Below are 21,777 nucleotides of genomic sequence, written 5' to 3'. Positions count from 1 at the left end.
TATACGCATCACATAAACCCCAAGACATGCACCCGGAACTCTTCCTTTTTTCCCCGCCAGGCACCGGCCCGTGCCCCATCTCGGTTCAAAACTCTCTCCCTGATCAAAACCGCCCTTTTTTGATGCATCGGCCAGAGCCCCCCGACAGCGCCGGTCCGCAATGCCCCTCGCATTTCCCGCATTCCCGGCACTGCCAAGCGTTTTCGGCACTGTCATTGCAAAGGCTGTTTGTGCGCAAGGCACAGGCAATCAAACGCAACAGAGGCTCACACGAGACACAGCGCCCATCAACCAGCAAGGCCACACCCAGAAGACCGCTAGAGAAACGCAATGAGCTGCCGGCGACGGCGGCAAGGAGTGGGTATGTCCCGGGCTTTTTTCAATGAAATGTACGAAGCGAACGGCAGTTGCCGCCCGCATTACCAGGAGTTCGCCCGCTGGCTGGCCAACACCCCGCTGGAGCTGCTGGAACAGCGCCGGCGCGAGGCCGACCTGCTGTTTCACCGTGCAGGTATCACCTTCACTTTGTATGGCGATAGCCAGGACACCGAGCGCCTGATCCCCTTCGATATCATCCCGCGCAGCATCCGCGCCAGCGAGTGGCGCACGGTCGAGCGTGGCTGTATCCAGCGAGTGCAGGCCCTTAACCTGTTCCTGCAGGACATCTACCACGACCAGCGCATCCTCAAGGCCGGCATCATCCCGCCTGAGCAGGTACTGGCCAACGAGGGCTACCAGATCGCCATGCAGGGCCTGGACCTGCACCGTGGGCTGTATGCCCATATCGCCGGTGTCGACCTGGTGCGTGACGGCGATGGCAGCTACTTCGTGCTGGAAGACAACCTGCGGACCCCCAGCGGCGTCAGCTACATGCTCGAAGACCGCAAGATGATGATGCGCCTGTTCCCCGAACTGTTTGCCGCCCAGCGTATCGCGCCCATCGACCACTACCCCAACCTGCTGCTGGACACGCTCAAGAGCGCCAGCCCGCTGGACAACCCCACTGCCGTGCTGCTCACCCCCGGCCGTTTCAACAGCGCCTACTTCGAGCATGCGTTCCTGGCCCGGGAAATGGGCATCGAGCTGGTCGAAGGTGCAGACCTGTTCGTGCGTGACGAGCATGTCTACATGCGCACCACGGCCGGCCCCCAGCAGGTGGACGTGATCTACCGCCGGCTGGACGACGACTACCTCGACCCGCTGTCCTTTAACCCTGACTCGACGCTGGGCGTACCGGGCCTTATCTCGGTTTACCGCGCCGGCAATGTGGTGCTGGCCAACGCCGTCGGCACGGGCGTGGCCGACGACAAGTCGATCTACCCGTATGTGGACGACATGATCCGTTTCTACCTGAGCGAAGAGCCGATCCTCAACAACGTGCCGACCTGGCAGTGCCGCAAACCCGCAGACCTGTCCCATGTGCTGGCCCACCTGCCCGAGCTGGTGGTCAAGGAAACCCAGGGCTCCGGCGGCTATGGCATGTTGGTGGGGCCAGCATCGACCAGCGCCCAGATCGAGGATTTCCGCGCGCGGATCAAAGCCCGCCCGCACGCCTATATCGCGCAACCCACCTTGTGCCTGTCGACCTGCCCCACCTTCGTCGACAGCGGCATCGCGCCGCGCCACATCGACCTGCGCCCGTTCGTGCTGTCGGGCAGCGAAACCCGCCTGGTGCCCGGCGGGCTGACCCGCGTGGCCTTGCAGGAAGGCTCGCTGGTGGTCAACTCGTCGCAGGGCGGCGGCACCAAGGACACCTGGGTGGTGGAGGACTGAACCATGCTTTCGCGAACCGCTTCCGACCTGTACTGGATGTCCCGCTACCTGGAACGTGCAGAAAACCTCGCGCGCATGCTTGAGGTCAGTTATTCGCTGTCACTGATGCCCCAGGCCGGGCGTAGCGACGGCCATGCCGAGCTGGCGATGTCGCTGCTGGCTTCTGGCACGCTGGACGACTACATCCGCCGCCACACCGAGCTCGACACCGAGCGCATGCTGCACTTCTTCGCCCTGGATGCGACCAACCCCAGCAGCATCTATTGCTGCCTGCAGGCCGCCAGGACCAACGCCCATGCGGTGCGTGGCCGGATCACCGCCGACATGTGGGAGAACATCAACGCCACCTGGATCGAAATGCGCAACATCGCCAGCAATGGGCTTGGCCGCTACGGCATCAGCCAGTTCTGCGACTGGGTCAAGGAACGCTCGCACCTGTTCCGCGGCGCGACATCCGGCACCATCATGCGCAACGACGCCTACAGCTTCATTCGCCTGGGCACCTTCCTGGAGCGCGCGGACAACACCCTGCGCCTGCTCGATGCGCGCTACGAAATGTTCGGCGAGGCCTCCGAAGAGGTCAGCGACAGCTCCGCCCGCGGCTACTACCAGTGGAGCGCCTTGCTGCGCGCGCTGACCTCGTACGAAGCCTTCAACGAGCTTTACCGCGCCGCGCCCAGTGCCCGGCCGGTGTCCGAGCTGCTGTTGCTGAGGGTGGACGTGCCGCGTTCACTGCATGCCTGCATCGAGGAGCTGGACCTGATCCTGGCCGGCCTGCCGGGCAGCAGCGGCCGCGCCGCCCAACGCATGGCCGCCGAGCTGAACGCGCGCCTGCGCTACACCGCCATCGACGAAATACTCGACGCAGGCCTCCACCCTTGGCTGAGCGACTTCATCGGCCGCATCAACCAGTTGGGCCAGGCCGTCCATCACTCCTACCTGGAGGTCGTATGAAACTGTCCATCCGCCACGACACCACCTACAGCTACGCCAGCGATGTGAGCAACAGCATTCAGTTTCTGCGCCTGACCCCGCGTAGCAGCGAACGCCAGCGCATCAATGATTGGCAACTGGACCTGCCTTGCAAGGTCAGGAGCCAGATCGACCCCTATGGCAACATCCTGCATGTACTGACCCTGGACAAACCCCATGGTCACCTGGCGCTGACTGCCCGCGGCCAGGTCGAGATCGACCCGGACTGCGAACACGAAGCCGAACAGCAGTCCCCCCTGCCCTTCCTGCGCGGCAGCCACCTGACCCAGGCCGATGGCGCGCTCATCGCATTTGCCGCCAGGCAATGCGGCAGCCACCGCGACCGGGCAGCGCTGATCGGGCTGATGCAAGGCCTGGCCGAGCACATGCCCTACAGCCCTGGGGCGACTTCGGTGGGCACCACGGCCATCGAAGCATTCAGCGGTGGCGCCGGCGTGTGCCAGGATCACACCCACGCCTTCCTGGCCTGCGCCCGCAGCCTTGGGGTACCGGCACGCTATGTGTCTGGTTACCTGTGCACCGAGGACGAACAGCACCTGGCCAGCCATGCCTGGGCCGAAGCCTGGGTTGACCAGGCCTGGTACAGCTTCGACATCACCAACCGCCTGACACGCCCAGAACGTCACCTGAAACTGGCAGTGGGCCTGGACTACCTGGACGCCTGCCCGGTCAGGGGCGTACGCCGCGGCGGTGGCGCCGAAGCGATGCAGGCCAGCGTCCACGTGCACCGCCAGTGACGGGTTTGCTGCAGGCCGATCTTGCCGCGCGTTTGCGGCAAGATCACCCCACACGCAACACAAGGGAAACCCCATGACTTACTGTGTCGCCATGCACCTGGAGGACGGGCTTGTCTTCATCAGCGACTCACGCACCAATGCCGGCATCGACCAGATCTCCACCTTTGCCAAATTGTTCATCTTCAGCGTACCGGGCGAGCGGCTGATCGTGCTGCAGACCGCCGGCAACCTGGCAACCTCGCAATCGGTGGTGAACCTGCTGCGCCAGCGTACCCAAGGCAGCGGCCCCCACCTGCAGAACGTTGCCACGCTGTACGATGCAACGGTGCTGGTTGCCGACACCCTGCGCGAAGTGGTCAGCCGAGACCGCAGCAAGCTGACGGCCGACATCGACCTGAGCAGCTCATTCATTGTCGGCGGCCAGATAGCCGGTGGGCCCATGGCCATCTACAACGTCTACGCGCAAGCCAACTTCTTCCAGGCCACGCCGGATACGCCGTTCCTGCAGCTGGGTGAAAGCAAGTACGGCAGGCCAATACTGGACCGTAACCTGGATTACCGCACGCCGCTTGATGAAGCGCTGCGCTGCGGCCTGATTTCGTTCGACTCCACCATCCGCAGCAACCTGTCGGTGGGCATGCCGCTGGACTTGCTGGTGTACCGCACTAACAGCCTGGAAAGCATGACGCCCAAGCGCATTACCAGCGACGATGCCTATTACCAGCAGATTCGCAGGCAGTGGAGTGACGGTCTGAAAAACCTGCTGGCCGAACTGCCAGCGCCGCCTTATGGCTGAATGAGCAAACTGTTCAGATCCTCTGGTGCCTGTACCGGCCTCATCGCGGGCTCGCCCGCCCCCACAGGATCATCACAATCTTGAATATTTGCACAGTACCTGTGGGAGCGGGCAAGCCCGCGAAGAGGCCATTACAGGCAACACGTCAGTGAAGCCAATGTGCAATATTCGAGACGCTGTGGGTTATCCTGCCCCCCTCACCCCTGTCACGAGGCTGTCATGTCGTCCGCTGCCACACCGGTGCAAACCCACCGCGCCGACCAAGACTCCCGCAATGCCGCCCAGGTGCTCAGCCTGTGCCTGCCCAGTGACGTTCTGCTCTACCTGCTGCTGCCGATGTACGCAGCCGATTTCGGCGTGACCCTGGCCGAGGCTGGCATTCTGCTGGCGGCCAACCGCCTGGTGCGCATCATCGGCTACGGCTGGGTTGTGCGCTTCTACGCTCGCCATGGTGACCGCGCGGCGTGCAGCCTTGCCGCCTTCGCCGCCGCCGTATGTGCATTGGGCAATGCGGTGCTGACCGGTTTCGCCGCCCTGCTGGTGCTGCGCCTGGTCTGGGGCCTGTGCTTTGCCACCTTCAACCTCAGCACCCAGACCCTCGCCACCGCTGAAGCACAAGGCGCGGCGCGGCGCGCCGGGCGTTCACGGGCGAGCATTTCCATCGGGCCAATGCTGGCCTTGCCGCTAGGCGCGCTGATGGCTCAGGCCTATGGCCCGCGCAGTGTGTTCTTTGTGCTCTGCATCAGTGCCCTGTTCGGGCTGTGGCGTGCGCGTGCCCTGCCCAGCACCGGCCACCCGGTTGCCAGCCGGGGTGGCCGACGCCTGCGCCTGCCAGACAGCATTGCCACCTGGTCCTTCATCGAAGGGGTGACCCTGGACGGCCTGTTCATTTTTGGCCTTTCGCTGTACGCACAAACCCACCTGGGTGAGTCCGGCGTGCTGGCAGCGGGTGTGCTGATGGCGGTGCGCTACCTGAGCGAAATGCTCTTCAGCCCCTTCGGTGGGCGCCTGGCCGACCGCTTCGGGCCGCTGCGCATGCTGGTAGTGCTGTCACTGGCCACGTCGATGGCGCTGCTGCTGTTTGGCAGCCACTGGCTGTTCATCGGCGCCTTCTTCGTACTGGTGCTGCGTGCCCTGCAACTGCCGCTGGTGATGACACTGGTCGCCCTGCGCAACCCGCAACAACGCATCCAGGCCTTGGCCGGCAATGCCATATGGCGCGACATCGGCGCCGGGCTCGGGCCGATGCTTGCGGGGGTATTGCTGCCCCAGGTACCGGCGATCTGGGCCTATGCCGGGGCGGCACTGGCGGTTGCGGTGGCAGCGTTGAATTGTGGCTTGTCGGCACGGCATTGAGTGCCTGCGCCATGCATGACATGGGCTCACCTATGGGGTGAGGAGTGATCGTTTGAGTCGATCAAATCGCTGAAATCTAATGGGTGCAAACCAACAAGAAGCTCGCACGGAAGCGATCAGCGATAGAGATAACCACACGATGACTCCAACGTTCTCATTACTCGTCCTGGGCACTGCGATACTCCTGATCGTGGTCATGATCAGCAAGCTTAAAGTACACCCCTTTCTGGCCTTGATGGCCGCCAGCCTGGTAGTGGGTGTCGGCACCGGCATGGCACCCACGGCAATCGTGGCCGCCTTCGAGAAAGGCATGGGCAGCACGCTGGGTTTTCTTGCCGGCATCATCGGCCTGGGCAGTATCCTCGGCAAATTGCTGGAGGAATCCGGAGGCGCCAGGCGCATCGCCACCACGCTATTGAACAGGCTGGGTGAACGCAATGCTTCATGGGCAATGATGCTCGTCGGCTTCATCGCCGGCATCCCGGTGTTCTTCGAGGTCGGCTTTGTCCTGCTGATTCCGTTGATCTACGTGGTCGCACGGCAAACCCGCATCAGCATGCTGTACCTCGGCGTGCCGCTGGCCACCTCGCTGATGGTGGTGCACTGCATTCTCCCGCCACACCCGGCCGCCACGGCCATCACCGGCATGCTCAATGCGGATATCGGTACTGTCATCCTGTACGGCCTGATCGTTGGCCTTCCAACCGCTATCATCGCGGGCCCGGTGTGGGTTCGCTTTACCTGTAGACGCGAAGCCAGCGACTCCCAGCAGGCCTTTTTGTCTGCACGCACGGTGACCCCAGCAGAAGAACAGGCAATGCCCGCGTTCGGCATCACACTCACCACCGTACTGCTGCCGCTGGTGTTGATGGTGGGCAAAACATTGGCCGTCACGGTCCTGGACAAGGGCGCTGCACTGTACGAGTGGGTGGCCTTTTTGGGCAGCCCACTGATTGCCCTGACGTTGTCAGTGGTGTTTGCCTACTGGGCCCTGGGCTTGCGTCGCGGCCTTGATATGGCAGACCTGCTGAGCCTGACCCAGCGCTGTTTCCCTCCCCTGGCCGGCATTCTGCTGATCATCGGTGCAGGCGGTGCCTTCAATGACATGCTCGTGGGCAGCGGCATCGGCAAGGCACTGGCCGATGTGCTCAACCAGACGCAGCTCAACCCGATCATCCTCGCCTGGTTGATCGCCGGGATCATGCACTTTGCCGTTGGCTCGGCCACCGTCGCGATGATCAGCGCGGCTGGCATGGTCATGCCGATCCTTGGCCAGCACCCGGAATACAACCGGGAAATGCTGGTGATCGCCATCGGTGCCGGCGCCATAGGCTGGACCCACATCACCGACTCGGCGTTCTGGGTGGTGAAGGAATACCTGGGCCTTTCCCTGAGTGATGCATTGAAAAAATTCACTGCCGCGACAGTGCTGGCCTCGGTAGTCGCCTTGTGCCTGACCCTGCTCCTTTCAAAGATTGTCTGATCTACTCTGCACATACCGCACTACAGGTGAAATCATGATTCACGGAAAAACCCTGGAAGCCTGGCAACAAAGCCACCCGATCATCGCCGAGCTGGTTGCCCTGAAACAAACCAGCTGGTTCAACCCTGGCATCGCCAAGGCAGCAGAAGCCCTGCACGATGTGGGCCTTACAGCGGCCGACGTGCAAGCCACCAGCGCGCGGCTGCAACGGTTCGCGCCTTACCTGGCCACCGTGTTCCCCGAGACGGCAGCAGCCGGCGGGGTCATCGAGTCGCACATTACCCCGCTGCCACAGCTGCGCCAGCTGCTTGTCGAGGAAGGATCGCTGCAGAACGCAGGCAGCCTGTGGCTCAAGGCGGACAGCGACTTGCCGATCTCCGGTTCGATCAAAGCCCGGGGCGGCATCCATGAAGTGCTCAAGCACGCCGAGGACCTGGCCCTGGCTGCCGGCCTGATCACGCCAGCGGATGACTACACGAAACTGGCAAGCGACCAGGCCCGCGCATTCTTCAGCCAGTACAAGATCGCCGTAGGATCGACCGGCAACCTGGGGCTATCGATTGGCATCATGAGCGCCAAACTGGGCTTCCAGGTGAGCGTGCACATGTCGTCTGACGCCAGGCAATGGAAAAAGGACAAGCTGCGTGCCAACGGCGTCACGGTGGTCGAACACGCCTGCGACTACAGCGTGGCGGTCGAGCAAGGCCGCCAGCAGGCGGCATCAGACCCCAGCTGTTACTTTGTCGACGACGAAAACTCCCCGCAGCTGTTTCTCGGCTATGCCGTGGCCGCCGAACGGTTGGCACGGCAATTCGAGCAGGCGGGTATCCAGGTGAACGCAGATCACCCGTTGTTCGTGTACCTGCCGTGCGGCGTAGGGGGCGGCCCAGGCGGTGTCGCATTCGGCCTGAAGCTGGTGTTCGGCGATGCGGTGCACTGCGTCTTTGCCGAACCCACCCACTCCCCTTGCATGCTGCTGGGGGTGTACACCGGCCTGCATGATGAAACCAGCGTGCAGGACTTCGGCATCGACAACATCACCGCCGCCGACGGCCTGGCGGTCGGACGCCCATCAGGGTTTGTCGGCAAGGCCATGCAGCGGCTTATCGATGGTTACTACACCGTGACTGACGAAGCCCTGTACCGCTTGATGGTAATTGCCCATGAGCAGGACAAAGTCAAACTCGAACCCTCTGCCCTGGCAGGCGTACCCGGTATGCTACGGGTGCTGCAAGCAGGCGAGTACCTGGCTCGCCAGGGCTTCACGCCAGCCCAGCTGCAGCAGGCTACCCACCTCGTCTGGGGGACGGGTGGCAGCATGGTGCCGGACGAGGAATTCAACGCTTATCTGGCGAAAGGGCGCAGCACGCAGGCTAGCCTGTAACCGCAATCAGTGAACTGCGCAGGAAGGATTGAACAATGAAAAAGCCCGGCGGCGGCGCCGTGAAACTCAATGGCTCGCACCTGGGCAGCCTGCATGTCTTTCTGGTGGCCGCACGGCACTTGAGCTTCTCACGCGCCGCCGATGAGCTATGCCTGACGGCCAGTGCCGTCAGCCATCGCATCAATCGCCTGGAAGATGAGCTGGCGCTCAAGCTGTTCCACCGCATGCCGCGCAAGGTCCGCCTTAGCGAAGACGGCGAGCGCCTGTTCGCGGTCATGCAGCGGACCATGGATGAGCTCAGCGAGGCCGTGCAGGAACGCGCTCACGCCGAGATCGCCGGCCAGCTGACGTTTTACGTTCGCCCCTCAGTAGCACAGTGCTGGCTGGTGCCGCGGCTGGCGCAGTTCACCGCCCGCTACCCTGATATTCAGCTGGATATCAGGGTGGGCAACGAGAGCATCGATTACCGCACACGCAAGATCGACCTGGTCCTGTGTTATTCGGATGGCCATCATCCCGGCCTGCAGAGCATTCACTTGATGAACGAGCGGATCGCCCCGGTGTGCTCCCCCCGTTACGCAGAAACCCATGCATTGAACGGCGACCTGCAACCGCTGGATCACTGCACCACCCTGCATGACGTAGCAGCCTGGGACAACGCTGCATTCGATGCAGAATGGCAACTCTGGGCGAACACCACAGGCGCTGGCGTCAGCCTTGCGCGCCGGTTCCTCACATTCGATCGCTCCGACCTCTGCACGCTCGCCGCCCTGAATCACGTAGGCATCGCCATCGGCCGGGAACAACTGGTCAAGGATCGCATTGCACGGGGTGAGCTGGTCTTGCCGTTCGGGGGGTTCGTCGACACCCCCCACTATGGCTATTACCTGGTCTACCCGCATCATGACCCGATGCCCAGACGCCTGCAGGTATTGATCGACTGGCTGGTGAAAGAGGCATGCACTGAACTTTAGGCGTGGCCCTGTCGCAATAAAAGGCCGCTCCCGCAAAGCACCAAGCAGGCCTGTGCCATGCCGCATGGGTTTACCCCAGCAACTGGCTCAATACCGCGCGCAATTTCCCAGGCTTGACCGGTTTGTTCAAAAGCGGCGCGCCCAGTTTCTGCAAGCCCCGCCGGCATTGATCGCTGCGGTCGGCGGTGATGATCACCGCAGGTATGGCGGTGGCAAAATGCTCACGCAAATACCTGACCACCTCGCAACCCACCACGCCATGGTCCAGGTGGTAGTCGGCCAGGATCAGTTCCGGGGCCTGCCCCTGCAAGGCCAGCAAGGCACCGGCCTGGTCGGTCGCGGTCACCACTTCGCAGCCCCACTGCCCAAGCAGCGCGCCCATGCTCTCGAGGATGCTCACTTCGTTGTCCAGTACCAACAGGCGGCGGCCCGGTAACGGGTTGCCGACGCTTGGCAGCGGCACAGCCTGGTGAGCGGCCAGCGGCACCTCTTTACCCAGCGGGACCTCGATGCTGAACACCGAGCCACGCCCCGGCCACGAACGTACCTCAATCCGGTAGCCGAGAATCTTGGCAATCCGCTCGACGATGGCCAACCCCAGCCCCACGCCCTTGCGATCCGCTGCGCGGCCGACGTCCAGTTGGTTGAACTCAAGGAAGATCGCCTGTAACCGGTCTTCGGCAATACCCCGCCCGGTATCCCACACTTCCAGCCGCAAATGGCCACCCCGGCGCCTTGCCCCCAGCAAGATCCGGCCTTCGTCGGTGTAGCGGCAGGCGTTACTGAGGAAGTTGCGCAGGATACGTGTCATCAGCCGCAGGTCAGTGCTGATGGCGCAGTCCGGGATGCGCGCATGCAGCTTGAGGCCTTGCGCATCGGCCACCGAGCGGAACTCCGAGACCAGGGGTGCGAACAACTCGTCGAGGCGGTACACGGCCACGTCCGGCTTCACCGCTGCCTGGTCGAGCCGGGAAATGTCCAGCAGGTCGGTCAGCAAGTCTTCGGCGCCCTCAAGAGCCTGGTGGGTACGCTCCACCAGCACATGCTCGGCCTCTGGCAATGGCCGCTCGCGCAACGTGGAGATCAGCAGGCGGGCGGCGTTCAGCGGTTGCAGCAGGTCATGGCTGGCGGCAGCGAGGTATTTGTCCTTGCTGCGGTTGGCAGCTTCTGCAGCATCGCGGGCCTCCAGCAATTCATCGGTACGCGCAGCAACCCGTTGCTCCAGCTCGTCATTGAGCTGTTGCAGGCGTTGCTGCGCCAGCTTGCGTTCGGTGATGTCGGCGACAAAACCCTCCACCAGGCCCTCCTGCCCAGGCTTGAGCAGCAGGTTCATCAGCACATCAAGGTGGCTGCCGTCCTTGCGCCGCAAGCGTGTTTCGTAACCGTGCAGGCTGCGCTCACGGGCGAGAACCGCAGTAATCGCCTGCAACTCTTCGGCACCGCCGTCAAACAGGTTGGCGGCCAGGTCGGTCAGGGAAAACAGCACCGCTTGCGGGTCGTCGTAACCGAGCATACGCGCCAGCGCCGGGTTGGCGGCACGCATACCGTCTTGCAGGCTGGCCTGGAAAATCCCGTGCACGGCGTTTTCGAACAGCCATTTGTAACGGTTGCGTTCGGCTTCCAGTTCGTCAAGGCGGGCCGCCAGCTCCGGGTAATGGCTTTTGCGTGCCGAATGGTCACCCAGCCCCAACAGCCCGGCCAGCGCGCGCTGCTGTTCTTCAGAGGGCCTCGCCATAAACCACCTCGACATCACGCTGGCTCGACGCACGGGGGTTGGTCAGGATGCACGGGTCGCCCATCGCATGTTGCGACAGGAACGGAATGTCCGCAGTGCGCACGCCGTGCAGCCCCAGGGTTTCATGGAAACCGATGGCGTGTTTCAGCGCAATCAGGTGCTCCACCAGGCGCCCGCAGATCTGCCGGTGGTTAAGGCCGCGGCAATCAATGCCGAATACCTCGGCAATCACTTTGAAGCGCTCCGGCGCCGAGCTGTAGTTGAACGCCACCACGTGCTCCACCAGCACCGCGTTGCACAAGCCATGAGGCAAGTCGAGGAAGCCGCCCAGGCTGTGGGACATGGCGTGAACCGCACCCAGAATCGCGTTGGAAAACGCCAGCCCCGCCTGCATGCTGCCCAGCATGATCTTCTCGCGCAGGCCGATATCGGCCGGGTTGGCGATCATCTCTACCAGGTTGCCATTGATCAGGCGCATGGCTTCCAGCGCGTGGGGGTCGGTCAGCGGGCCGTGGCCGGTGGAAACAAAGGCTTCGATGGCATGCACCAGCGCATCGATACCGGTGCAGGCCGACAGGAACGGGTCCATGCTCAGGGTGGTTTGCGGGTCAATCAGTGAGACGTCCGGCACCACCGCCTTGCTGACGATGGAGAACTTCATGCGCTCCTGCTGGTTGGAGATGATCACGAACTGCGACACATCCGCCGAGGTGCCGGCCGTGGTCGGGATCAGGATCAGCGGCGGGCTGGGCACGCGAATCATGTCCACGCCTTCGAATTCGAGGATGCTGCGCCCGTGGGCAACCACGATGCCGATGGCCTTGCCGCAATCCATCGGGCTGCCGCCGCCGACGGCGACGATCACGTCACAGTGGTTCTGCCGGTAGATCTCGGCGCCGAGCATCACCTCTTCGACCCGCGGGTTGGGCGACACGGCGGTATACAGGCAGTAATCAATGCCCTGGGCCTGCAAGCTGGCCTCCACGTCCGCCACCCAGCCGGCGGCGATAACGCCCGGGTCACTGACCACCAGCACCTTGCGGGCACCGAAGGTTTTCGCGTAATTGCCGACGTTATGCCGGCAGCCGGCACCAAAGATGATTTCAGGCGATACGAACTTGCGAAGCGGGCTGAAACTCTGGCTCATTGGCAAGCCTGTTCTTATTGTTCTGGAAGGTAACCGCCAGCGTAAAGCATCCCGCAGCGAAAGCAACCAGACCAATGAGCAGCACTGGCTCAGCCACGGGCAGTCAGAGGAACCGGCCACCGTAGTGGCCGGGTGGCACATCAGCGATTGGCGAAGTACATCGTCACTTCAAAGCCGATGCGCAGGTCGGTAAAGGCGGGTTTATTCCACATGGGCAGTCCTCTTGTTGTGCCGGGGGAGTCCGGTAGATGCATTAATGCACGGGGGGCGCCAGGGCCGAATGCTACTTTGGAAGGAGCTTGCGGGGTGCGTTGGTAGGGGAGTTTGTTTCCTGTGCCGGCCTCTTCGCGGGCATGCCCGCGAAGAGGCCGCGACGCGGTCTAGAAAAAGCCCAGCGGGTTGATGTCGTAGCTTACCAACAGGTTCTTGGTCTGCTGGTAGTGATCGAGCATCATCTTGTGGGTTTCACGGCCCACGCCAGACTTCTTGTAGCCGCCAAACGCTGCATGCGCCGGGTACAGGTGGTAGCAGTTGGTCCACACGCGGCCGGCCTTGATGCCGCGCCCCATGCGGTAGGCGCGGTTGATGTCGCGGGTCCACAGGCCGGCGCCCAGGCCAAACTCGGTGTCGTTGGCAATTGCCAGCGCTTCGGCTTCGTCCTTGAAGGTGGTCACGCCCACCACCGGGCCGAAGATTTCTTCCTGGAACACACGCATCTTGTTGTTGCCTTTGAGCAGGGTCGGCTGGATGTAGTAACCGCTGCCCAGGTCGCCCTGCAGCTGCTCGGCACCGCCGCCGGTGAGCAGCTGCGCGCCCTCCTCCTTGGCAATCTGCAGATAGGACAGAATCTTGTCGTATTGCTGCTCCGAGGCCTGGGCACCCACCATGGTTTCGGTGTCCAGCGGGTTGCCCCGCGTTATCTTGGCGATCTTCTTCATCACCTCGGCCATGAATGGCTGGTAGATCGATTCCTGGATCAGCGCCCGGGACGGGCAGGTGCATACTTCGCCCTGGTTGAAGAACGCCAGCACCAGGCCCTCGGCGGCCTTCTCGATGAACGCGGGCTCGGCCTGCATGATGTCTTCGAAGAAGATGTTCGGCGACTTGCCGCCCAGTTCGACGGTGGACGGGATGATGTTCTCGGCCGCGCACTTCATGATGTGCGACCCCACAGGCGTAGAGCCGGTAAAGGCGATCTTGGCGATGCGCTTGCTGGTGGCCAGCGCTTCGCCGGCCTCACGGCCGAAGCCCTGGACGATGTTCAACACGCCCGCCGGCAGCAGGTCGGCGACCAGCTCGGCAAAAATGGTGATCGACAGAGGCGTCTGCTCGGCCGGCTTGAGCACCACACAGTTGCCGGCGGCCAGGGCCGGGGCAAGCTTCCAGGCAGCCATCAGCAGCGGGAAGTTCCAGGGGATGATCTGCCCGACCACGCCCAGCGGCTCATGGATGTGATAAGCCACGGTGCCCTCGTTGATTTCGGCCGCGCCGCCCTCCTGGGCTCGGATGCAACCGGCAAAATAGCGGAAGTGGTCCGCTGCCAGCGGCACGTCGGCATTGAGCGTTTCGCGCACCGCCTTGCCGTTGTCCCAGCTTTCGGTGACGGCCAGCACTTCCAGGTTCTGTTCGATACGGTCGGCAATCTTCAGCAGCACCAGGGCGCGGTCTTGCACCGAGGTCTTGCCCCAGGCTTCGGCGGCTGCGTGCGCGGCGTCCAGGGCGCGGTCGACGTCCTGGGCAGTGGAACGCGGGAACTCGGCAATCGGCTGGCCATTGACCGGCGAGCTGTTGGTGAAGTACCGGCCAGCCAACGGCTGCACGAACTCGCCATTGATGAAGTTGCCATAACGTGGCTTGAAGGACACGACGGCGCCTGGGGTTCCGGGTTGTGCGTAGATCATGCTGAGCCTCTGCGGGTCGATGCCTGTCCCACGACAGGCGATGGACCGATGGTAAAAAGCCCCGCGTGCCAGGCGAATGCATCGTTGGCAGCGGGGCTCTCGTCATTTGGTAGTAGGGCCGCTTGCCTCAGGCCACTGCTTTACGGCTTGGCGCTTGCCGTTTGCTGCAGCTGCCTGGGCAGCTTGAAGGTCCAGAGCATGCCGCCTTGGTTGAAGTCCTTGACCCGCTTGGCCACTTCGCCCCCCCACAGCGGTACCGCGCCCCCCCAGCCAGAGACCACCGACACGTATTGCTCGCCGTCCATTTCCCAGGTCACGGGCGAACCGAGCACGCCGGAGCCCGTCTGGAATTCCCAGACCTTGTCGCCGGTCTTGGCGTTGAAGGCCTGCAGGAAGCCCTCCGGCGTGCCGGTGAACACCAGGTTGCCCTTGGTGGTCAGCACCCCGCCCCACAGCGGCGCGTAGTTCTTGTGCCGCCACACTTCCTTGCCACTGATCGGGTCGATGGCACGCAGTACGCCGATATAGTCTTCGTTGAGCGGCTTGATGGTGAAGCCGGCGCCGAGGAACGCTGCGCCTTTCTTGTAGGCAATGCCTTCGTTCCAGATGTCCATGCCCCACTCGTTGGAAGGCACGTAGAACAGCCCGGTGTCCTTGTTGTAGGCCATCGGCATCCAGTTCTTGGCGCCAAGGAAGGCCGGGGCGACGAACACCGAACTGCCCTTGGCTTCGCTGCCGGGTGCGCCTGGGCGGCTGGCGTCGTTGTAGATCGGCCGGCCGTCCTTGTCCAGGCCGGTGGCCCAGGTGATCTTGTCGACGAAGGGGAAGCCGCGAATGAACTTGCCGTTGGTGCGGTCCAGCACGTAGAAGAAACCGTTGCGGTCGGCCGTGGCGGCAGCCTTGACCTCCTTGCCGCCGTCCTTGTAGTTGAACGAAATCAGTTCGTTGACGCCGTCGAAGTCCCAGCCGTCATGCGGCGTGCTCTGGAAGTGCCACTTGATGGTGCCGTCGTCAGGGTTCAGCGCCAGGCGCGACGAGGAATACAGGTTGTCACCGGGGCGCAGGTGCGAGTTCCACGGTGCCGGGTTGCCGGTGCCGAACAGGATCAGGTTGGTTTCCGGGTCGTAGTAACCGCCCAGCCAGGGCGCAGCGCCGCCGGTTTTCCACAAATCGCCGGGCCAGGTCTTGCCCGCCTCGCCGCCGGAAATACCGTTTTCGATTGCCTTGCCGTCCTTGTACACATAGCCCATGTGCCCTTCGACGGTGGGGCGCATCCACAGCAGCTCGCCGTTCTCGGGGTTGTAGGCCTGGATCTTGCCCACCACGCCGAACTCGCCACCGGCAACGCCGGTGATCAGCTTGCCGTTGACGATCATGGGCGCGGCGCTGATGGAATAGCCTTCCTTGTGGTCGGCCACCTTCTTGCTCCACACCACCTTGCCGGTGTCCTTGTTCAGGGCGACCAGTTTGGCGTCCAGGGTGCCGAAGAACACCAGGTCACCGTACAGCGCCACGCCGCGGTTGATCACGTCGCAGCAAGGGCGGATGTCATCCGGCAGGCGTGCATCGTATTGCCACAGTTTTTTGCCAGTGCGGGCATCCACGGCGAACACCCGCGAGTAGGAACCGGTCAGGTACATCACCCCGTCCTTGATCAGCGGCTGTGCCTGCTGGCCGCGCTGCTTCTCACCACCGAAGGAGAATGCCCAGACCGGCCGCAGCTCCTTGACGTTGTTGGCATTGAGCATGTCCAGCGGGCTGTAGCGCTGGCCCTGGACGCCCAGGCCATTGGTCACGATCTGCTGCGGGTTCTTCGGGTCCTGGAGGATTTCTTCATTGCTGACAGCGGCGTGAGCCGCGCCGGCAAGCAGCATGGCGCTGAGCACCAGGCTCACGGCAAACAAGGGGCGACGCGGGGATCGGGTCATGACGGCTACCTTTGGTTTTTTTGTTGTGCCCGGGAAAATTTCCCGGTGTGCCGGGAATTCTTGGTCCCGACCCGGTTGCCAACAATTACCCGCAGTGCGGAGTTTTCTAGTTCCTTGGTACGGGGCCGCATCCCCTCGACTTGCGCTCCTGCAGGGGAATGCGTCAGGGGTTGGCGTCGACGCGCTGCAGTTGTTGGCGTTCGTAGCGGGGATACAGATGGCTGACACTGCGAATCAGCTCATAACGGGTCAGGTTGATCCCGGCAAAGCGTTCGGGGATGGGGCTGCGGATCATCTCGGCCATGTCGTCGCCACGCGCCGCGCCGTCGCGCATCAACCCATCCAGCCAGCCCAGGTAATCACGCATCTGTGCAAACGGCCGGGCATCGCTGGCCAGCGGCCCGTGGCCGGGCACAAGCTGCTTCCAGGGCAAGGCTTGCAGGGTGTCCAAGTCCTTTTGCCACACCTGAAGCCCGGGGCTGTTGGGGGTGGTCAGGGCACGCTCGTAGAACACCAGATCGCCCGCGAACAGCACGCCGGTCTTCTCATCCAGAATCGCCAGGTCGGCGCCGGTATGCCCGCTCAACTCCAGCAACCGCAGGCGGTGCCCGCCCACCTCGTGGATACCAGGCTGCAGCACCCGGGTCGGCAGCACCACTTCGGTGCCGCGCATCCAGTCGCCGACCAGCCGGTACATGTTCTCGGCCATGGCCTCGCCCTGCTGACGCAGCAAGTCGCCGGTACCGGCCAAAGCGCCGACAGGTACATCGGCAAACGCCTGGTTACCCAGTACATGGTCAGGGTGATGATGAGTCAGCAGCACTTCAAGCACCGGCTTGTCGGTGGTGGCTGCAATGGCCTGGCGCAACGCTTCGCCGTAGCGTTTGGACGGCCCGCTGTCGATCACCACCACGCCGCTGTCGGTGACGATGAACGCGGTATTGACGATATTGCCGCCATTGGCCTTGGCGAAGTTGTCGGTGCTGCCCTCCAGCAACCAGGTGCCCTCGGCGATCTGCCGAGGCGTGAGACGGTAGTCCAGGTCTGCCCAGGCCGGTAGCCCCAGGCATAGCAGCAACAGCATCATCCAACGCATGAAGGGTGCCTCTGGTCAGGGGTAAAGTGCGGCAGCGCGGTCAGGGCACCGCCGCCTCGAACTGGTTGCCGCTGTTGTCCTGCAACAGCAGCCGGGTCGGCCCGGCACCCTGGATATCGAAGCCCAGGTTGGGGTTTTCGCTGACCGCCGGGTACAGCTCGAGGCTGGCCAGGCGCTGGCCGTTCGCGTCCAGCAACTCGGCATGGTTGAGGAAGAACTCGGGAATACCGCTGACCAGGCCATTGTCCATCGGGTGGGCCACCTGCAGGCGCAAGCGGCTGCTGTCGCCACGCGGGTAGCGCCCGCCCAGCACCTCTCCGAGGTGGTCTTCCCAACCGGGTTGGGTGCGCACCACGCTGGGCGCGGTACATCCGCCACCGGCGGCATCGATCAGGGTTGAGCCGACGTGCCACAGGCCATCGCGTGTCAGCACGGCGGCGCGCAGCGGGGTGGCCTGTTCGATACGGATACGGATCGACAACCAGGGCAACACGCGCTCGCCGGGCTGAAAGTCGACAATGCGCGGCAGCGGGTTGAGTTCGGCCCAGGCAATTATCCGCACCACCTCGCCAGCGAATGCCCGGGCGTCGATCTCCAGCGGGACCTGCCGTGCGTCCTCGGCAAAGGGCGGCGCCAGCAGCTTTACGCGGTCATCGAAGACGAACCCGGCCTGGCCCAGCAGCTGCTTGTGGTAGAAGTCCCACATCACCGAGGGCACCGGGTCCGTCTGGGGGGCTGGGGTGGCAGCTTGGGCTGCACAAGGCATCCAGCAGGCCAGCAGGAAAGTCGCTCGCCAGTTCATGGCCTGCTCCTGATTGAACAACACATAAGCCACTGATTCAGCGAGGCCCTGTGGGAGCGGGCAAGCCCGCGAACACCGGCGAAGCCGGTGCCAGACACCGCGTTGCATTCTTCGCGGGCATGCCCGCTCCCACAGGGAAGGTGTGTGCCCCGCTATTGATACATCTCCGGGACCTCGTAGCGCAGGCCGTAAGCGGCATACATGGCCTTGAGCCGGCCATCGCGGATCATCGCCTCCAGGGCTTCCTCCACGGCATAGGCCAACTGCCGGTTGCTTTCGTGCACGGCCATGCCGATTTCCCAGGCCTGCTTGCCCAGGTTGGGGTAGGCGTTTTCCCCGAGGGCCAGTTGCGGGTCTGCGGCCTGGTGCAACTGCCAGTCAACTTCGCCGCGCATCGCCATCACCGCGTCCACCTGGCCGGCCTGCATGGCGCTGAACGCCTGCTGCACGCCGGGGTAGTGGTGGGTGTTGGCACTGAGCATGCCGTTGAACACCGAAGTGAGGTAGAACGACGGCACGCTGTCCACCTCGACCCCGATCGGGTGCTGCTGAAACACCGCCACACTGGCCACCGACGCCAGGCGACGACGGTCGTAGGCCACCTGCCAGCGCTCTTGCTGATAAGGGCCGAACATCGCCACTTGGGCGTTTTCCAGCTCGCCCAGTTCGTTGCGCTTTTGTGCGTAGGCTTGGTCGTAGGGCACCCGCATCATCAGGTCGGCCAGCTGTTGGTGGCGCAGCGGGCTGCCGCGCCAGATGTAGTCACGCAGGTCGTCATCGAGCTTTTCCCCGGGCGGTGCCCAGATCAGTTGCAAACGTACCCCCAAGGCCGAGGCCAACGCCTGCGCCAGTTCCACATCGACGCCGCGGGGCTTGCCGTGGTCTTCGAAACTGTAAGGTGGGAAATCCTTGTACACCGCCACTTTCAGCTCACCGGCGGCGATGATCGCGTCGTAGTTGCGCACCTGCGCCTGGGCCGTCGCGCACCACAGCAGCAGGCTACAAAACAGCACGGCAAACAGACGCATGGCCGTCACTCCTCGACGTGCACGCTGTCCAGGTAGGTGCGCACCGCCCACAGGGCTTCCTGGCTGAGGTAGTCGGCCATCTTCGGCATGTACACACGGCCATCGCGAACCGCGCCATGGCGTACCCGTTCGACAAACCATTCATCCCCGGCGTCACCGGCATCGAGCATGCGCAGGTCTGGGGCGATACCGCCGGACTTGGCCTCCAGGCCATGGCAGGCAGCGCAGTTCTGGTTGTAGGCCGAGGCGCCGATTTCCACGGCCTTGTCGTGCTCGGGCGAGCTGCGGTAAGGGTTTACTGCAGCCCACCCGTCGCCGTCCAGGCTTACGCCGGCGTCCTTGATCGGGGTCAGGCCCTTGGTCTCCACCGCCTGGGGCACCACGTTGCCATGAGCCCAGGCCGTACCGGTCAGCACCGCTGCGGCCAGCAGCCCTGCAGCAAGCAACACATTGCGTTTTGTTGTCATTGTTATGCCCTCACCATTGCACGCAAAGCCTCAACCACAGAGGCCGTGCCGCCATCTTAGAAACAGCCTGCGGACGCTCGAATGCTGCTTTGGTGGCCGGGCCTTACTCCCTTGGTAGTAGGGCTTGTGGCGAAGGGCCAATTGAGGTGCCGTTCGGGAAGTCTTCCCGGTAAGGGCGGGACTTTTTCCGTATCCCGCGACAGCGCCCCCGCCCCACCCTGTGCAGGCCAAAACCTCCACTGGGAACTGCAACCATGACAATAAGATCGCTACCTGCCCTTTCCCCTCTGGCCCTGAGCGTGCGCGTCCTGCTACTGGCCGGTAGCCTGGCCCTGGGCAATGTGGCAACAGCGGCCACCGCACCTGCTGCACCTGCCGGCAAAAGCGTCACCTGGGAAGACATCGCCAACGACCACCTGACCACCCAGGACGTGCTGCAGTACGGCATGGGCACCAATGCCCAGCGCTGGAGCCCGCTGGCCCAGGTCAATGACCAGAACGTGTTCAAGCTGACCCCGGCCTGGTCTTATTCCTTCGGCGACGAAAAGCAGCGCGGCCAGGAATCCCAGGCCATCGTCAGCGACGGCGTGGTCTACGTCACGGGCTCGTACTCGCGGGTATTTGCCCTCGATGCCAAGACCGGCAAACGCCTGTGGACCTACAACCACCGCCTGCCCGACAACATTCGCCCGTGCTGCGACGTGGTCAACCGCGGGGCGGCAATCTACGGCGACAAGATCTACTTCGGCACCCTGGACGCGCGGCTCATCGCCCTCGACAAAAACACCGGCAAGGTGGTGTGGAACAAGAAGTTCGGCGACCACAGCGCCGGCTACACCATGACCGGCGCCCCGGTGCTGATCAAAGACAAGACCAGCGGCAAGGTGCTGTTGATTCACGGCAGCTCCGGCGATGAGTTCGGCGTGGTCGGCCAGCTGTTCGCCCGCGACCCGGACACTGGCGAAGAGGTATGGATGCGGCCCTTCGTCGAAGGCCACATGGGCCGCCTGAACGGCAAGGACAGCACCCCGACCGGCGACGTCAAGGCGCCGTCCTGGCCAGACGACCCGACCACCGAAACCGGCAAGGTCGAAGCCTGGAGCCACGGCGGCGGCGCCCCTTGGCAAAGCGCCAGTTTTGATGCCGAGACCAACACCATCATCGTTGGCGCTGGCAACCCCGGCCCCTGGAACACTTGGGCGCGCACCTCCAAGGATGGCAACCCCCACGACTACGACAGCCTCTACACCTCAGGCCAGGTCGGTGTCGACCCCAGCACCGGCGAGGTGAAGTGGTTCTACCAGCACACGCCAAACGATGCCTGGGACTTCTCCGGCAACAACGAGCTGGTGCTGTTCGACTACAAGGACAAGGACGGCAAGGTGGTCAAGGCCACCGGGCACGCCGACCGCAACGGCTTCTTCTACGTGGTGGACCGCAACAACGGCAAGCTGCAGAACGCCTTCCCCTTCGTCGACAACATCACCTGGGCCAGCCATATCGACCTGAAGTCCGGGCGCCCGGTGGAAAACCCCGGCCAACGCCCGGCCAAACCGCTGCCCGGTGAAACCAAGGGCAAGCCGGTGGAAGTCTCGCCGCCGTTCCTGGGTGGCAAAAACTGGAACCCCATGGCCTACAGCCAGGACACCGGCCTGTTCTACATCCCGGGCAACCAGTGGAAAGAGGAATACTGGACCGAGGAAGTGAACTACAAGAAGGGCTCGGCTTACCTGGGCATGGGCTTCCGTATCAAGCGCATGTACGACGACCATGTCGGCACCCTGCGGGCAATGGACCCCACCACCGGCAAGCTGGTGTGGGAGCACAAGGAGCACCTGCCGCTGTGGGCGGGCGTACTGGCAACCAAGGGCAACCTGGTGTTCACCGGCACTGGCGACGGCTTCTTCAAGGCCTTCGACGCCAAGACGGGCAAGGAGCTGTGGAAGTTCCAGACCGGCAGCGGCATCGTCTCGCCGCCCATCACCTGGGAGCAGGACGGCGAGCAGTACATCGGCGTGACCGTGGGCTACGGCGGCGCGGTGCCGCTGTGGGGCGGCGACATGGCCGAGCTGACCAAGCCGGTGGCTCAGGGCGGCTCGTTCTGGGTGTTCAAGATCCCGAGCTGGGACAACAAGACTGCGCAGCGTTGACTGCCTGAGGTAAAGCGTTATGGGGCC

18 protein-coding genes are annotated in these 21,777 nt (G+C 63.5%); 9 read left to right on the top strand and 9 right to left on the bottom strand.

Annotation, left to right across the window (positions count from 1 at the left end):
- The first annotated feature begins 363 nt into the window (after positions 1-363).
- From OZ911_RS11345 to dsdC, 8 genes are all read left to right on the top strand, one after another.
- Complete coding sequence (locus OZ911_RS11345) at positions 364-1,773, top strand: circularly permuted type 2 ATP-grasp protein (protein ID WP_016486198.1); 1,410 nt, start codon at positions 364-366, stop codon at positions 1,771-1,773.
- Positions 1,774-1,776: 3 nt separating this feature from the next.
- Positions 1,777-2,727, top strand: a complete 951-nt coding sequence (locus OZ911_RS11340; RefSeq protein WP_016486197.1) for an alpha-E domain-containing protein — start codon at positions 1,777-1,779, stop codon at positions 2,725-2,727.
- Entirely contained in the window at positions 2,724-3,503 is a 780-nt protein-coding gene (locus tag OZ911_RS11335) for a transglutaminase family protein (RefSeq protein WP_023049127.1), read from the top strand. The genes OZ911_RS11340 and OZ911_RS11335 overlap by 4 nt, the downstream gene beginning before the upstream one ends.
- A gap of 73 nt (positions 3,504-3,576) precedes the next feature.
- Positions 3,577-4,299 (top strand): proteasome-type protease, encoded by a 723-nt coding sequence (locus OZ911_RS11330; protein WP_023049128.1) that lies wholly within the window; start codon positions 3,577-3,579, stop codon positions 4,297-4,299.
- Between the two features lie 219 nt (positions 4,300-4,518).
- Complete coding sequence (locus OZ911_RS11325; protein ID WP_070086342.1) at positions 4,519-5,655, top strand: MFS transporter; 1,137 nt, start codon at positions 4,519-4,521, stop codon at positions 5,653-5,655.
- A gap of 139 nt (positions 5,656-5,794) precedes the next feature.
- A complete protein-coding gene (locus tag OZ911_RS11320; protein WP_023046942.1) occupies positions 5,795-7,138 on the top strand; it encodes a GntT/GntP/DsdX family permease in 1,344 nt (447 codons plus the stop codon).
- A 34-nt stretch (positions 7,139-7,172) separates the two neighbouring features.
- Entirely contained in the window at positions 7,173-8,522 is a 1,350-nt protein-coding gene (dsdA, locus tag OZ911_RS11315) for a D-serine ammonia-lyase (protein ID WP_016486192.1), read from the top strand.
- 35 nt (positions 8,523-8,557) lie between these two features.
- On the top strand, positions 8,558-9,496 hold the full coding sequence (dsdC, locus tag OZ911_RS11310; protein ID WP_016486191.1) for a DNA-binding transcriptional regulator DsdC: 939 nt from the start codon (positions 8,558-8,560) through the stop codon (positions 9,494-9,496).
- Between the two features lie 70 nt (positions 9,497-9,566).
- Here dsdC and OZ911_RS11305 read toward each other — a convergent pair whose 3' ends face one another.
- The 9 genes from OZ911_RS11305 to pedF all read right to left on the bottom strand — a co-directional run bounded on the left by OZ911_RS11305 (position 9,567) and on the right by pedF (position 19,600).
- Entirely contained in the window at positions 9,567-11,231 is a 1,665-nt protein-coding gene (locus OZ911_RS11305; RefSeq protein ID WP_016486190.1) for a PAS domain-containing hybrid sensor histidine kinase/response regulator, read from the bottom strand.
- On the bottom strand, positions 11,215-12,378 hold the full coding sequence (ercA, locus tag OZ911_RS11300) for an alcohol dehydrogenase-like regulatory protein ErcA (RefSeq protein WP_023046941.1): 1,164 nt from the start codon (positions 12,376-12,378) through the stop codon (positions 11,215-11,217). Before ercA ends, OZ911_RS11305 begins: the two co-directional genes overlap by 17 nt.
- Before the next feature lie 140 nt (positions 12,379-12,518).
- Positions 12,519-12,590 (bottom strand): pyrroloquinoline quinone precursor peptide PqqA, encoded by a 72-nt coding sequence (gene pqqA / locus OZ911_RS11295; protein ID WP_010455123.1) that lies wholly within the window; start codon positions 12,588-12,590, stop codon positions 12,519-12,521.
- Positions 12,591-12,758: 168 nt separating this feature from the next.
- Positions 12,759-14,279, bottom strand: a complete 1,521-nt coding sequence (gene exaC / locus OZ911_RS11290) for an acetaldehyde dehydrogenase ExaC (RefSeq protein WP_070086343.1) — start codon at positions 14,277-14,279, stop codon at positions 12,759-12,761.
- 140 nt (positions 14,280-14,419) lie between these two features.
- Positions 14,420-16,207 (bottom strand): PQQ-dependent alcohol dehydrogenase PedH, encoded by a 1,788-nt coding sequence (gene pedH / locus OZ911_RS11285; protein WP_016486187.1) that lies wholly within the window; start codon positions 16,205-16,207, stop codon positions 14,420-14,422.
- Positions 16,208-16,370: 163 nt separating this feature from the next.
- Entirely contained in the window at positions 16,371-17,303 is a 933-nt protein-coding gene (locus OZ911_RS11280) for a quinoprotein relay system zinc metallohydrolase 1 (protein WP_016486186.1), read from the bottom strand.
- Between the two features lie 40 nt (positions 17,304-17,343).
- Entirely contained in the window at positions 17,344-18,105 is a 762-nt protein-coding gene (locus tag OZ911_RS11275) for a quinoprotein dehydrogenase-associated SoxYZ-like carrier (RefSeq protein ID WP_023046940.1), read from the bottom strand.
- 152 nt (positions 18,106-18,257) lie between these two features.
- Positions 18,258-19,133 (bottom strand): substrate-binding periplasmic protein, encoded by an 876-nt coding sequence (locus tag OZ911_RS11270; protein WP_023046939.1) that lies wholly within the window; start codon positions 19,131-19,133, stop codon positions 18,258-18,260.
- A 5-nt stretch (positions 19,134-19,138) separates the two neighbouring features.
- Positions 19,139-19,600 (bottom strand): cytochrome c-550 PedF, encoded by a 462-nt coding sequence (pedF, locus tag OZ911_RS11265; protein ID WP_016486183.1) that lies wholly within the window; start codon positions 19,598-19,600, stop codon positions 19,139-19,141.
- Positions 19,601-19,854: 254 nt separating this feature from the next.
- Between pedF and exaA the strand changes: the two genes are divergently transcribed.
- Positions 19,855-21,750 carry a quinoprotein ethanol dehydrogenase gene (exaA, locus tag OZ911_RS11260; RefSeq protein ID WP_070086344.1) on the top strand — a complete coding sequence of 632 codons (1,896 nt, stop codon included), beginning with the start codon at positions 19,855-19,857 and terminating at the stop codon, positions 21,748-21,750.
- Positions 21,751-21,777: the final 27 nt, after the last annotated feature.

The organism is Pseudomonas fortuita (assembly GCF_026898135.2).
GTDB lineage: Bacteria > Pseudomonadota > Gammaproteobacteria > Pseudomonadales > Pseudomonadaceae > Aquipseudomonas > Aquipseudomonas fortuita.
Note: the sequence above shows the minus strand (reverse complement) of the source record. Positions and strands in the feature narration are given on the sequence as shown.

Excerpts from the sequence above, each read along its gene's own strand:
- OZ911_RS11345 (WP_016486198.1), top strand. The coding sequence starts at position 364 with ATGTCCCGGGCTTTTTTCAATGAAATGTACGAAGCGAACGGCAGTTGC.
- OZ911_RS11340 (WP_016486197.1), top strand. The coding sequence starts at position 1,777 with ATGCTTTCGCGAACCGCTTCCGACCTGTACTGGATGTCCCGCTACCTG.
- OZ911_RS11335 (WP_023049127.1), top strand. The coding sequence starts at position 2,724 with ATGAAACTGTCCATCCGCCACGACACCACCTACAGCTACGCCAGCGAT.
- OZ911_RS11330 (WP_023049128.1), top strand. The coding sequence starts at position 3,577 with ATGACTTACTGTGTCGCCATGCACCTGGAGGACGGGCTTGTCTTCATC.
- OZ911_RS11325 (WP_070086342.1), top strand. The coding sequence starts at position 4,519 with ATGTCGTCCGCTGCCACACCGGTGCAAACCCACCGCGCCGACCAAGAC.
- OZ911_RS11320 (WP_023046942.1), top strand. The coding sequence starts at position 5,795 with ATGACTCCAACGTTCTCATTACTCGTCCTGGGCACTGCGATACTCCTG.
- dsdA (WP_016486192.1), top strand. The coding sequence starts at position 7,173 with ATGATTCACGGAAAAACCCTGGAAGCCTGGCAACAAAGCCACCCGATC.
- dsdC (WP_016486191.1), top strand. The coding sequence starts at position 8,558 with ATGAAAAAGCCCGGCGGCGGCGCCGTGAAACTCAATGGCTCGCACCTG.
- OZ911_RS11305 (WP_016486190.1), bottom strand. The coding sequence starts at position 11,231 with ATGGCGAGGCCCTCTGAAGAACAGCAGCGCGCGCTGGCCGGGCTGTTG.
- ercA (WP_023046941.1), bottom strand. The coding sequence starts at position 12,378 with ATGAGCCAGAGTTTCAGCCCGCTTCGCAAGTTCGTATCGCCTGAAATC.
- exaC (WP_070086343.1), bottom strand. The coding sequence starts at position 14,279 with ATGATCTACGCACAACCCGGAACCCCAGGCGCCGTCGTGTCCTTCAAG.
- pedH (WP_016486187.1), bottom strand. The coding sequence starts at position 16,207 with ATGACCCGATCCCCGCGTCGCCCCTTGTTTGCCGTGAGCCTGGTGCTC.
- OZ911_RS11280 (WP_016486186.1), bottom strand. The coding sequence starts at position 17,303 with ATGCGTTGGATGATGCTGTTGCTGCTATGCCTGGGGCTACCGGCCTGG.
- OZ911_RS11275 (WP_023046940.1), bottom strand. The coding sequence starts at position 18,105 with ATGAACTGGCGAGCGACTTTCCTGCTGGCCTGCTGGATGCCTTGTGCA.
- OZ911_RS11270 (WP_023046939.1), bottom strand. The coding sequence starts at position 19,133 with ATGCGTCTGTTTGCCGTGCTGTTTTGTAGCCTGCTGCTGTGGTGCGCG.
- pedF (WP_016486183.1), bottom strand. The coding sequence starts at position 19,600 with ATGACAACAAAACGCAATGTGTTGCTTGCTGCAGGGCTGCTGGCCGCA.
- exaA (WP_070086344.1), top strand. The coding sequence starts at position 19,855 with ATGACAATAAGATCGCTACCTGCCCTTTCCCCTCTGGCCCTGAGCGTG.